Origin of the sequence: Aliarcobacter skirrowii CCUG 10374 (genome assembly GCF_003544835.1) — a bacterium.
Classification (GTDB): Bacteria; Campylobacterota; Campylobacteria; order Campylobacterales; family Arcobacteraceae; genus Aliarcobacter; species Aliarcobacter skirrowii.
Map to the genome: position 1 here is coordinate 1,474,560 of NZ_CP032099.1, position 12,560 is coordinate 1,487,119.

Here is a 12,560-nt window from a genome sequence, read left to right on the forward strand (position 1 = left end):
AAAAAATGTTAAATTTATATAATGAAATGATAGAGTTTGCAAAAGATAATATTGCACCATTTACAACACAAGTTGATGCGGAAGGAAAATTTCCAGTTGATAGTTTTAAAGCTATAAAAGATAAAAAATTAACAGGTCTTTTAGTTCCAAAAGAGTTCGGAGGAATGGGATTTGGTTTTTATGAACATACGCAAACTGTTTTAGCATTTGCAAATTATTGTGCAACAACAGCTTTATGTTATATGATGCATAATGTTGCTACAAATTGTTTAGCAACTCATGGAAGTGAAGAGTTAAAAAAAGAGTTTTTACCAAAAATTGCAAATGGCGAAATTATGTTAGCACTTGCTTATAGTGAAAGTGGTACAGGAACTCATTTTTATAATCCAGAAATCAAAGTTACTAAAGATGGACAAACTTTAAGTATGAATGGAAGAAAAAGTTTTGTTACATCAGCACAATATGCAGATTATTATTTAATTGATGCAAACTCATTTGATAGTGAAGGACTAGATAATTGGCTGGTTTCAAAAGATTTAGCAGGGATTACTTTTGAACATAGTGCTTGGAATGGACTTGGAATGAGAGGAAATGCTTCTTGCCCAATGATTTTAGAAAATGTAAAAATTGATGAAAGATTTAGAATTGGAGCAGCAGGAAGCGGATTAGATCAAATATTTAATACTGTTGGTCCATTTTTTATAATGGGATTAGCAGCTGTTTATAGTGGAGTTGCATTAAATGCAAGTAATTCAATAATTGATTACTCAATGAATAGAAAATATAGTGATAATTCAGCACTTTGTGGTATTCCAACTGTTCAAAATCATATTTCAGATATCTATTCAAAAGCTGCAAGTGCAAAATACTTTACATTAAGTGCAGCAAAAAGTGTAATTGAAGCAGACCCAATGGCACAAGCAAATGTATTAGCAGCAAGAATTCATGCTTCATCTATGGCTGTTGATGTTTGTACAACTGCCATGAAAATTGGTGGAGGAACTGCTTATGCCAAAAGAATAAATATTGAAAGACTTTTAAGAGATTCTCTAGCGGCTGCTGTTATGGCACCAAGTACTGATGTTCTTACAACTTGGCTTGGAAAAGCTTTAACAAATCAAGAAATAATTTAAGGAGAAAAAATGAAAAAACCAATAGTTGTAGGTTCAGTTGCTTATGACCCAAAAATCGTAACAATTTGGGATATCATAAGAGATTATTTTAATGATAATGGTGTAAGACTTGATTATGTTCTTTTTTCAAATTATGAAGCACAAATTGAGTATTTATTAAGTGGAAAAATTGATATAGCTTGGAATACAAATGTTGCTTGGGTGAGAACTTATGAATTAAGTAATCATAAAGCACAAGCACTTTTGATGAGAGATACAGATATTGATTTTAAATCAGTATTTATTACAAAAGCAAAAAGTGGTATAAAATCAGTTCAAGATTTAAAAGGTAAAAAGTTTGGACTTGGAAGTGCAGATTCAGCACAAGCTGCAATTTTACCTCTAAAATATTTACAAAATGAATTAGGTGAATCTATCAAAGATGTTGAAATAGTTAAATTCAATTCTGATTTAGGAAAACATGGAGATACAGGAAGAAGCGAATTTGATGTACTTGAAGCAATAAAAAATGATAAACTTGATGCTGGTGCGATTGGTATTAGTACTTGGGTTAGAGTACTTGAAGAAGGACTATTTCCAGCAGGTGAAATAGAGTCTTTTTACACTAGTGAAGGTTATTGTCATTGTAATTTTACAGCACTAAATTCTTTAGATGAAAAAGTAAAAAAAATATTCGTAGATATGATGCTTTCGCAAGATCCAAATGAACCAATAATTAAAAAAATGATGCAAATGGAAGGTCTTAATAAATGGGTTATTACAACAGAAAAAGAACTTAAAGGGTATGATGTTTTAACACAAGCTATGAAAGAGCAAAATTTAATCAAAAATAACTGGTAAAATAGTGGGCATTAGCTTCCACTATTTAACAAAAAAGAGAACTAAAAAATATCCTATAAAACATAAATATATAAATAGAAGTAAAGTTAAATAAAAGGGTTTTATTCCAACCTCTTTAAACTTTTTAAGATTTGTATTTAATCCTAAAGCAAACATTGCCATTGTTAAAACTGTCATATCTATGTAATTTATTGTCTCTATTGTTTTAATATTTAAAAAATCAAAAGAGTTAAAAGCAACAACAACTATAAAAATTACTGCAAACCAAGGAATTATGATTTTGCTTTTTGCTTTTATATTTTCACTATTTGGGAATTTAATCAAAAAATATGATAAAAGAAGTAAAAATGGAACCAAAAACATAACTCTAATCATTTTTACAATTATTGCACTATTTGTAGCTTCATCACTTACCATATTTCCAGCTGCAACAACATTTGCAACTTCATGTAAAACTGCACCAAAATAGATTCCTATTTGATTATTATCCAAAGGTATTAATCCAATATTGTATAAAAAAGGTAACAAAAACATCCCAATTGATCCAAAAATAACAACAAAAGATACAGCAATTGCACTTTTATATGATTCATTTTTTACAACGCTAGATGTTGCCATAACAGCAGCTGCTCCACAAATAGATGCTCCTGAACTACATAAAATTGAAACTTCTCTATCAAGTTTTAATACTTTAACTCCAATAAAATACCCTAAAATAAAAGTTGAAAAAACTATAAAAAAGGCTACAAAAACTCCACCAAAACCAACATCTGCAATATCTTGAAAACTAAGTCTAAAACCATACAATATAATTCCAACTCTTAGAAGTTTTTTTGCACTAAATGTTATAGCTTGATTATATTTATCAAAAAAGCTCTCTTTTATTGTATTTGCAAAAAATATCCCTAAAATAATTCCAACGATTAATGGGCTTATTGCCAAACTTGAAACTATTTTTGAATTTGCAATAGATATTGATATTATTGCAAAAACAAAGATTACTAATGTTCCTATTATTAATAATTTTATATCTTGATTATTTGTTTTCACAATAAATCTCCTTTAATTTTAAAACTATATTCTTATTTTTTTAATTTGTAAAATATATTATTTTTAATATAATAATAAATAATTTTAATAAGGAAAAATATGACACTAAAAGAGTTAAGTTTTTTTTATAAACTTTGTGAAAATCCCCAAGTAACACAGGTGGCAAGTGAGTTAAATATAAGTCAATCAGCTATTTCATTAGCTATAAAATCACTTGAAAGTAGTCTAAATGAACAACTATTTGATAGAATTGGTAAAAAATTAATACTAAATGAAAAGGGGAAATATTTTAAAGAAAAAACTTACTCTCACTACTTAGCACTTTTTGATGCAAGAACAATTTTTCAAGAGAATAAACTAGCTGGACATATAAAAATAGCATCAAGCAAAACAATATCAAACTACATTATGCCTAATATTTATTTTGATTTTTTATCAAAATATAAGGATGTAAAACTCGATATTTTAACAATAAATTCAAGCAAAATAATAGATAAAATTTTAAAAAGTGAGTTAGATATTGGGCTTATTGAAGTAGATATACAAAATAGTAATTTAGTAAAAGAGAAGTTATCAAATGATGAGCTAGTAGTTGTTACAAGTGATAAAGAGTATAAAAAAGAGAGTTTTATTGATACTATTGATAAAAAATGGATTTTAAGAGAGCTTGGAAGTGGAACAAGGGAGATTTTTATAGCAAAAATTGGAGAAATTGCAAAAGAGTTAGATATTTTTATGCAACTACAAGATTTTGAAGAGATAAAAACTATTGTTTTAAACAACTCAAATACAGTAACTGCTATTTCAAAAGTAGTTGTGAAAAAAGAGTTAGAAGAGAAAAAATTGTTTGAAATAAAATTAAAAAATTTAAAGCTACAAAGAGAGTTCTATCTAATTTATCATAAAGATAAATCAAAAAATCTACTTTTTGAAACCTTTATTGAGTTTATAAAAAGTAGATTTAATTAATATATTTTATTTTTGCCTTAAAATTATAATTGTAGCAATTGCTGAAAGCAAAATACCTATAAAAACTCCTAAAGAGATAGTCTGTTTTTCAAAAATAAACATTATTAAAGCAACCAAAGATGGACTTATATAAATATATGCCATAACTTTTTTTGGTCCTAAAATAAGTGTTGCTTTTTGATATAAAAATAGCGTTAAAATTGTTGTTGCAACTACTAAATATAACATTGAAAATAGTAAATTACCCTCAATTTTTTCCCACTCATAAGGAATATCTAAAATCCACATTGTAAAGCTCATCCAGATTATTCCAGCCATTAAAGTAGAAAAAACAAGCACAATAATATCATCATCTTTTTTATATAAAACTTTTAAAAATATTGAATAAAGTGCCATAGATAAAGAGGCTATTAAAAATATAATATCTCCTTGATTTAGAGAAAATTTTAATAAAAGTTCTAAATTGGCTTTAAAAACAACTATTAAAGTAGAGATTATTCCTATTATGTAAACAATCAACTGAGCTAAAGGAATCTTCTCTTTAAAGAAAAAGATACATAAAATTGCAGTCATTAAAGGAACTAAAGTATAAATTGAGCCTGTATTTAAAACTGTTGTATACTCCAAAGCTTTGAACATACCAATAAAATATAAAGAGTAAAAAAGGCTTATAACCATAGCTTTTGGTAAGAATTTTGGTACAGCTTTTACTCTATTTTTATTAAAAATTACAAGTGGTGATAAAAAAATAAGTGCTAAAACAAATCTATAAAGAGTTAATGATATTGCATCTATTGTGCTTGAAAGTTTATATGATGCAAGAAATGATCCTGCTATAAAAATTGTTGCTATTACTACATAAATATGAGCTTTTGTTGATTGTTGCAAAACTTTACCTTAATTGATTTTTATTTATATTTTATCTAATATTTACTAAAATACGCCCCTACAAAAGCTAGGACGACCTAGCCTCTTTACTCATTCAAGGACGGCCTTAAATTTTTCAAAAGGATTTTTATGAGTTGGACAATACTATTTTTAGCAGGTATTTTTGAGATATTTTGGGCAGTTGGTTTAAAATATAGTGATGGATTTACAAAACTAATTCCTACAATTTTTACTATTATTACTATGATTATTAGTTTTTATCTTCTTAGTCTTGCTTTAAAAGCTCTTCCTATTGGTACAGCTTATGCTGTTTGGGTAGGTATTGGAACTGTTGGAACTGTAATTGCTGGAATTATGCTTTTTGGTGAATCTATGACTTTAATTAGAGTTATAAGTATTTTATTTATTCTTATAGGAATAGTTGGTCTTAAATTTACTACAAACTAAAAATATATGTAAAAGTTGAGCCTTGATTCTCTTTTGAGTCTAGCTCAATTTTTATACCATTTTTATCACAAATATTTTTTACAATACTAAGACCTATCCCAAAACCACCTGTTATATTATCGCCTCTATAATATCTTTTAAAAACAGTTGATGTATCTTTTATACCAACTCCTTCATCTTTAAAAACAAGCCTTATATTTTTATCATCTTTTATTAAACTAATATAAATATTTGAATCATTTTTTGAATATTTTATTGCATTTGATAGATTATTATCAATTATTCTATAAGCTTCAATCTCATTAAAAACTATTTCAATATTTGCTTCTATATTTTTATGAAAAACTATATTTCTAGCAACTGCTAAGTCATTGAAAAACTCAACTCTTTTTTCTAAAAATGAAGATAAATTAATATCTGTTTTTAACTCTTTTACCTCATGTTGTTGCATGTAATACTCTAAATCTTCATAAATAATTGTCATGTTTTTTAAAGCAGATTTTACTCTTAAAATATTTTTATCATTTCTTAATCTCATTGATAACATATCAATATTTATTCTAGCAACTCCTATTGGGGTTTTAAGTTCATGCATAGCATCTTTTAAAAACTCATCTAAATAGATATTTAATTTTTTATATGGCTCAATGCTCTGTTTTATTACAAAAAATGAGAGTAAAAATATAAAAAAAGTAACTATTGAGATAAGTATTAAGGCATTATAAATAACCTCACTATAATCAACCTTTTTGCAAACAATTAAAAATGAAGCATCTAAAATATTTTGATTTAACTCTTTTTGATAACAAAATCTATCGTTAAATTTTTTAAAATCTTCATAAAAAAACTCTAAAGATTGATTTGAAGAGAATATTTCATTTTTATTTTTATCAAAAATTGAAGAGAAATATATGTTTGATCTTGGATAATAAAATATATTGTTGTTCTGCCTTTCAAAATAATCTATTTTCAAAACAATTTGATTTGCATAATTTTGTAAATCTATCTTATCTTTTATATCTTGATTATTTTTTGTTGCATCTATATAAAAATATATTGGAATTAGAGCTATTAAAAGTGTAATTGTTACTTGAATTACAATATATTTTAGTTCTGATTTACTACTTATCAATTTTATAACCTAAAAATCTCTTTGTTTTAATAAAATCTTTGTCTGTTTTTTCTCTAACTCTTTTTATACACATTCTAATATCTGCATAAGATATATCTTTATTTTCCCAAACATTTTCATGTAAAGACTCAATAGATACAAAAAAACCTCTATTTTGTACCAAAAAAGATAGAAGTTCAAGCTCTTTTGCTGATAAATCAACCACCTCTTCATCTCTATAAAGAAGAGATTTTTGTATGTTGTATTTAAATCCTAACTCAAGCTCAATGCAATCATCACTTGAATTAAAATGATTTTTTATAAGTGCCTCTATTCTAAATTTTAGCTCAATCATATCAAAAGGTTTTCTAATATAATCATTGCAACCAAGAGTGTATCCACGGCTTAAATCTTTTATATCTGTAAGTGAAGTTAAAATTATAATTGGAGTATCAATAGAGGCTTCTCTTACATGCTTTACAAGCTCAAATCCATCCATCTTTGGAACTCTTATATCAAGTAACAATAAATCATACCTTTTTTCAAAAATTGAGTTTAAAGCATCTTCTCCATTATCAAAATCATCAACTACAAAATCAAGCTCTTCTAAAAACTCCTTAATTGAAATTTTATATAAATAGTCATCTTCTAGCAACAATATTTTTATCATCTAATTATTATCTCTTTTTTTAAAATATCTTTATTATCATTTTTTTCATCTTTTATTTCAACATCTATAAAGTAATCATATTTTGGTAAATATCTAAAGTTGTTTATATTTTTATCAAAACTAATAAACAAAACTCCAACACTTTTATTTTCAAACTCTCCTAAAGGAATTTGAGTAAAAATCCTACTATCTAGTTGATAATAAAACTTATCTTTTTTTAAAAATTGTGGATTTTTTTCTAAAATATCTAATAATCCTTTTGTAAAACTACTCTCCAAAATAGCATAATCTTTAAACTTTTGATTATTTTGGTGATAAGTTGCAATTTTTAAATAATCTTTCTCTAGCATAATTACAGAGTCTATCCCTAAAGTTTTAAGCCTATTTACAAGAGATTTAAAATCAACTATTACTTCAAGAGAACCTATAAATATATTTTTATCATTATAAATTGGTACAATCGCTTTTATGTTAAATCGTTTTCCTAATTCACTTGAAACATAAGGTTCATTTTGGTTTTTAACCTTTACAAGACCCTCTCTAAAACTATCAAGTTTTAATCCAAAATCTTTATCTTCCCAACTTCTTGTAAATACCTCTAAATCTTTTGTATGAATTTGAACATCTATGCTATTTTTTGTATATGTTTTTATAATATTTAAAAGTTTTAAAAGCTCTTTTTTTAACTCTATACTATTTTTATTTTCTAAATTTTTAACAATCTCTTGATTTCGTGAAAACATTAAAGCTAAAGACAAAGCTTGATTTTTTTGGTTTTCTAACTCATTTTCAATAATTTGGATTTGATTTGACACAAATATGTCAAGATTTTTTTTATCTAAAATATTATTGTATTTATTTAAAAAGTATATAAAAAAAAGAACCAAAATAATAAAAAGTATAACTATCTTTTTGTAAGTTTTTATAAAAGGAAGTATCATTTAAGATACTCCTTTTTGCTATTTAATGATATTTCCATAAGGTCCGAATTTTCTTTCAATTGGGTCTTTACCTTCAATATAAGCATCAGGTGCTTTTACAGCTGCTGATGGGAAATCTTTATCTCTATTTGGTTTTTCAGGTCTTTCATGAGTATCTAAATTCATGTAAGCTGCAACATTATAAGCCTCTTCATCTGTTAAAATTGGATGCTCTTTTGTAGCACCTAATGGCATATTACTTCTAATAAAATCAGCTGCTTTTAAAGTTCTGTACATTCCAGCACCTTTATTGTAGCTATCTGGTCCCCAAAGTGGTGGGAACATATAACCATTTGCCTTACCTTCATTTTTAACACCAAGACCATCTTCTCCATGACAAGAAGCACAGTGTTGTGTATAAACAACTTTACCTTTAACAGGATCAGCTGCTTGTTTTTTAATCATTTTTCTATCAATTTTATGAAGTCCTCTTCCCTCAAGCTTATTAGAAGCCCCAATAGGAACTCCTTGACTTAACCAAAATGTATAAGCTTCCATAGCCTTCATCTCTTTGCTCTCAACAGGAAGTGGTTTACCATTCATACTTCTTTGCATACAACCATTTATTCTTTCAGCTAAAGTTCCAATTGTATCCTCTCTTGGTCTATATTGAGGGAAAGCTGCACTTGTTCCTATAAATGGTGCAGAAAAAGCCTTTGTTCCAGCATCTAAGTGACAAGTTTGACATGAAAAATTATTTCCAGAGTATCTCATTTTTTTATCATCAACCTCTGGTCCAATATACTTATAAGTATGAACTATAAGCTCTTTACCATATCTAATCATATCTCCCATTTGATTATTTGGGATTGTGCTTTCATCTGGAATTTTATACTCAAGTTTTTCACCCTCATATTTATATCCCATACTGTTTCTTTTTGCAAGCTCTTTTGGATCAAATGCAAATGCACTTGTTGCAAATAGACTACATACCGTTGCTAATACTACTATTTTTCTCATAACTTCCTCCTAATTTGATTTTGAATTGTATTATTTCAATATAACACGAAGATAACAAAAGAAATTTTACAAGGCTTTGAATTGTAACAAAAGAAATTTTTATTGTAAAGATTGTAAGTGGATGGGGTAGAAGGATTCGAACCTTCGAATGACGGTACCAAAAACCGTTGCCTTACCGCTTGGCGATACCCCAAAAAAAGGTTATTAAAAGTGGAGCTGGTGAAGGGAGTCGAACCCCCGACCTGCTGATTACAAATCAGCTGCTCTAGCCAACTGAGCTACACCAGCATCCATAAATAAATGGTGTCAAGAGAGGGACTCGAACCCTCGACCTCCGGCTTATGAGACCAGCGCTCTAACCAGCTGAGCTACCTTGACACAAAATTGGTTGCGGAAACAGGATTTGAACCTGTGACCTTCGGGTTATGAGCCCGACGAGCTACCTAGCTGCTCTATTCCGCGATATATAAAAGAACAATTTAACTTAAAAAGTTAAGTGGAGCGGGAGACGAGACTCGAACTCGCGACAGTCTGCTTGGAAGGCAGAAGCTCTAGCCAACTGAGCTACTCCCGCACTTTTTGAAGTGATTGCATCAAAAAGGAGTGGAATTATAAGCATTTACAAATTAAAATTTGCTTAAGCAAAGATACCTACTGCTCAATCCACAAAATTTCTACTTTTAAATCATAAATATCAGCTCTTTTTGGTTTTATATCAAACTCTTCTATAACTAAATTTGAAATATCGTTGTTCTTATTAATCTTTTCAATTTCATTTTGTAGAGTATCTTGAAGAGTTATTTGAAGAGTTTTAAGAGTATTAATCTCATCTTCTATAAGTTTTATATCATCTCTCTCTTTTAAGACTTTTGAAGTAGTTCTTGCACTACTACTTATTTTTGTTGCACTAATTTTTGAATTACTTTTTCCAAAAAAAGCTGTTAAAATTGTATTTGCAATTGATATAAAGCTATTTGCTGAAGCATTTGTTAAATCTTTTTTCTCTTTTTGAAGTTTCAAATTAAGTCTATTAATCTTTTCTAAAATTTGATTATTCTCTTTTTCTAATCTACTTTTTAACTTCTCTATTTCAAAATCTATATTCTCGTTTAATCTATCTTGCAACCTAATTTTAAAATCTTCCAAGCTCTCATTTTGTTTTGAAAAGAGCTTTAAATCATCATTTTTGTATAAAGTTAGTTTTGAATTTCTATATACAAAATCATTAAAACTCTTCTGTAAAAGTTTAATTCTTGACTCATTTAAAACATATGATGGAAGTTCATAATAAAAACTATTTTGTTTCTCTTTTTGCTCAAAATCTTTTATAGTTATAACTTCAAGTTCATCAAAATTTGGCTCTTTATCATTTTTATCTAAATATAATCTATAGTTTAAATTCTCTTTTAAATCAATATTTTTTGAAGCTAAATTATAGTGAATATTGCAAGACAAAAGAAGATACCCCTGCATATAGTAAGCACTATTTTGTGATTTATAAAAATAACTCTCTTTTAATCCACTTGTAATAACTTGCTTTGCTTTACCTTTAGAAATATCAACAAAATTATTTTCATTTAAACTATTTTCCTCTTTTTTATAATTTTTTTGCTTTTTATGACTCATAAGTTGTGATATAGCATCTTTAGAAAGTGGCCCTTTTAGATAAGATAGTGCCCATCTTGTCTCAAAAACTTTTAAATTTTTTTCATTTATATTTTTTAAAATAAAATTTCTTTTTGGTAGTGAAGTTAATTTTGAAATTAAATCATTTTTATCAAAAGTTTCACTTGATGATGAACTACTTAGTCCATCAATTACTCTATTTATATCCTGCTTTGTTTGCAATCTTCCTATAAACCATGTTCCAATATTACTTAAACCTTTATAATCAATATCAACAGGATTTTGTGTAGATAAAACAACACCTATTCCAAAACTTCTTGCTTGTTTTAAAAGTGTAAGCATTGGTTGTTTTGAAGGAGGATTTGCCTGTGCTGGAAAATACCCAAATATCTCATCCATATACAACAGTGCTTTTAAAGATGTAGTTCCCTCTTGTCTTCTCATCCAAGTTACAATTTGATTTAAAAGTATTGTTACAAAAAACATTCTTTGAGAATCATTTAGATGTGCAATTGAAAATATATTTACCTTTGGTTTTCCATCTTCATTGTACAAAAGTTTTGAAATATCAAGTGTTTCACCCTCTAGCCAACTACTAAAAGATGGGCTTGCAATGATATTATTAAGTTTTAATGCAAAATTTAATCTATCACTTTTTGAAAAAAATGTCTCTAAATCAAAAACTCCAATTTTTGAAAATGGTGGAGTTACAATTAAAGTAATAAGCTCCTCAAGAGTTAAATCTTTTTGCTCTTTAAAATAGTTTGTAAAAATAGAGGCTAAAAGAATTGACTCTTTTGATGTCTCATCACTGCTATTTTCAATCAAAGATAAAATTGAGTGAACTGTTGAGTTTATAATTGTAGAGAATAGCTCATTATCTTCTATTACTTCTATACTTGTGGCTTTAAATGATGATAAAATAGAGACTTGAACACCTGCACTACTAGCTGGTGTATAGATTGTAAAATCAGCACTATCTTTTAGTTTTTTTACTCTGCTAATATCTTGAAAATCTCTTGTAATACCATCTTTATAGTTAGTTGAAACTTTTTTTGCAAAATCCTCTTTACTTAATCCACTATTTGAAATCTCACTACTATCAAGCCAAGGTTCAAAATCACTTGGATTTAGATTAGAAAAATTTAATAATAAATTTGTCATATCCCCTTTTGGATCAATTATTATTGATGGGATTTGATCAATTGCTGCCTCTTCTAAAAGCGTTATTCCAAGACCTGTTTTTCCGCTTCCTGTCATTCCTATTATTGCAGCATGAGTTAATAAATCCTTGTTTTGATAAACAAGAGGAACAAAACTATCTTCAACTTTTTCTTTACCTATATAAAAAAGTTTTAATTTTTCATAATCAAAAGTGCTATTCATTAAATATTTCCTAAAAAAAATTACTAGATTATAACCAAAAATATACAAAAAATTTAAAATTTGTTGTATAATAAGAAAATTTTAAGAAAAGGAGCATTGTATGGAACTTGGAATTAGACCAAATATTGATCAGTATAAAGAGAATGCTACTATTGAGCTACAACAAGTAAAATCTACTTCTAACTCAGCAAAGACTGATGAACAAAAAGAGCTACAACAAATTCAAAAAAAGAGTATTGAAAATGTAAAAGATGATGCAAAAGCAGAATCTATAAAAAATGATAGTGCAACTCAAAGCAGATATGAAGTTGTGATGTCAAATACAAATTTTGGATTTAATACTAGCTCTGAAGATTTTTATGTAAAAGTTTCAAGAGGAAATGTTGAAAATCAATATCCTACAGAAGATATGATGAGAGTAAAAGCTCAAATGCTAGCTTTACAAAAAGCTCAAATGGAATCTAACTCTTAATTTATCCAATTTAATAGTTGGCTTAATA

General features: G+C 27.4%; 12 protein-coding genes and 5 tRNA genes. 5 read left to right on the forward strand and 12 right to left on the reverse strand.

The features are described 5' to 3' along the window. Window positions 1–5 precede the first annotated feature (5 nt). Together ASKIR_RS07710 and ASKIR_RS07715 are read left to right on the forward strand one after the other, a co-directional pair. Window positions 6–1,133, forward strand: a complete 1,128-nt coding sequence (locus ASKIR_RS07710) for an acyl-CoA dehydrogenase family protein (protein WP_066159392.1) — start codon at window positions 6–8, stop codon at window positions 1,131–1,133. A gap of 9 nt (window positions 1,134–1,142) precedes the next feature. Further along, the gene (locus tag ASKIR_RS07715) at window positions 1,143–1,973 is read left to right on the forward strand and encodes a phosphate/phosphite/phosphonate ABC transporter substrate-binding protein (protein ID WP_066350007.1); all 831 of its coding nucleotides are present in this window, start codon (window positions 1,143–1,145) and stop codon (window positions 1,971–1,973) included. Between the two features lie 21 nt (window positions 1,974–1,994). Here the strand turns inward: ASKIR_RS07715 and ASKIR_RS07720 are convergent, their stop codons facing one another. Next, window positions 1,995–3,023 (reverse strand): YeiH family protein, encoded by a 1,029-nt coding sequence (locus tag ASKIR_RS07720; protein WP_082946346.1) that lies wholly within the window; start codon window positions 3,021–3,023, stop codon window positions 1,995–1,997. Between the two features lie 99 nt (window positions 3,024–3,122). Here ASKIR_RS07720 and ASKIR_RS07725 point away from each other — a divergent pair, with 99 nt between their 5' ends. Next, window positions 3,123–3,992, forward strand: a complete 870-nt coding sequence (locus tag ASKIR_RS07725) for a LysR family transcriptional regulator (RefSeq protein ID WP_066159387.1) — start codon at window positions 3,123–3,125, stop codon at window positions 3,990–3,992. Window positions 3,993–3,998: 6 nt separating this feature from the next. Here the strand turns inward: ASKIR_RS07725 and ASKIR_RS07730 are convergent, their stop codons facing one another. Beyond that, on the reverse strand, window positions 3,999–4,880 hold the full coding sequence (locus ASKIR_RS07730) for a DMT family transporter (protein ID WP_066350006.1): 882 nt from the start codon (window positions 4,878–4,880) through the stop codon (window positions 3,999–4,001). A gap of 129 nt (window positions 4,881–5,009) precedes the next feature. Between ASKIR_RS07730 and sugE the strand changes: the two genes are divergently transcribed. After that, the gene (gene sugE / locus ASKIR_RS07735; protein ID WP_066350005.1) at window positions 5,010–5,327 is read left to right on the forward strand and encodes a quaternary ammonium compound efflux SMR transporter SugE; all 318 of its coding nucleotides are present in this window, start codon (window positions 5,010–5,012) and stop codon (window positions 5,325–5,327) included. On the opposite strand, the gene ASKIR_RS07740 is transcribed toward sugE, so the two are convergent. The 10 genes from ASKIR_RS07740 to ASKIR_RS07785 all read right to left on the reverse strand — a co-directional run bounded on the left by ASKIR_RS07740 (window position 5,317) and on the right by ASKIR_RS07785 (window position 12,060). Beyond that, window positions 5,317–6,459, reverse strand: coding sequence for a sensor histidine kinase (locus ASKIR_RS07740; protein ID WP_115588176.1), 1,143 nt, complete (start codon window positions 6,457–6,459; stop codon window positions 5,317–5,319). The genes sugE and ASKIR_RS07740 overlap by 11 nt on opposite strands. Further along, window positions 6,449–7,108: a response regulator transcription factor gene (locus ASKIR_RS07745; RefSeq protein ID WP_066159377.1), complete on the reverse strand. Its 660-nt coding sequence runs from the start codon at window positions 7,106–7,108 to the stop codon at window positions 6,449–6,451. Before ASKIR_RS07745 ends, ASKIR_RS07740 begins: the two co-directional genes overlap by 11 nt. Then, window positions 7,105–8,049: a cache domain-containing protein gene (locus ASKIR_RS07750; protein WP_115588175.1), complete on the reverse strand. Its 945-nt coding sequence runs from the start codon at window positions 8,047–8,049 to the stop codon at window positions 7,105–7,107. The genes ASKIR_RS07745 and ASKIR_RS07750 overlap by 4 nt, the downstream gene beginning before the upstream one ends. Before the next feature lie 18 nt (window positions 8,050–8,067). Beyond that, window positions 8,068–9,048, reverse strand: a complete 981-nt coding sequence (locus ASKIR_RS07755; RefSeq protein ID WP_066174095.1) for a c-type cytochrome — start codon at window positions 9,046–9,048, stop codon at window positions 8,068–8,070. Window positions 9,049–9,166: 118 nt separating this feature from the next. After that, window positions 9,167–9,241, reverse strand: a tRNA-Gln gene (locus ASKIR_RS07760). 18 nt (window positions 9,242–9,259) lie between these two features. Further along, a tRNA-Thr gene (locus tag ASKIR_RS07765) sits at window positions 9,260–9,336 on the reverse strand. Window positions 9,337–9,349: 13 nt separating this feature from the next. After that, window positions 9,350–9,426, reverse strand: a tRNA-Met gene (locus tag ASKIR_RS07770). Between the two features lie 7 nt (window positions 9,427–9,433). Further along, a tRNA-Met gene (locus ASKIR_RS07775) sits at window positions 9,434–9,510 on the reverse strand. A gap of 35 nt (window positions 9,511–9,545) precedes the next feature. Continuing rightward, window positions 9,546–9,622: transfer RNA gene (locus ASKIR_RS07780), tRNA-Gly, on the reverse strand. 77 nt (window positions 9,623–9,699) lie between these two features. Next, entirely contained in the window at window positions 9,700–12,060 is a 2,361-nt protein-coding gene (locus ASKIR_RS07785) for an ATP-binding protein (protein WP_115588174.1), read from the reverse strand. Between the two features lie 100 nt (window positions 12,061–12,160). Between ASKIR_RS07785 and ASKIR_RS07790 the strand changes: the two genes are divergently transcribed. Next, window positions 12,161–12,532, forward strand: coding sequence for a hypothetical protein (locus ASKIR_RS07790; protein ID WP_115588173.1), 372 nt, complete (start codon window positions 12,161–12,163; stop codon window positions 12,530–12,532). The last annotated feature ends 28 nt before the right edge of the window (window positions 12,533–12,560 follow it).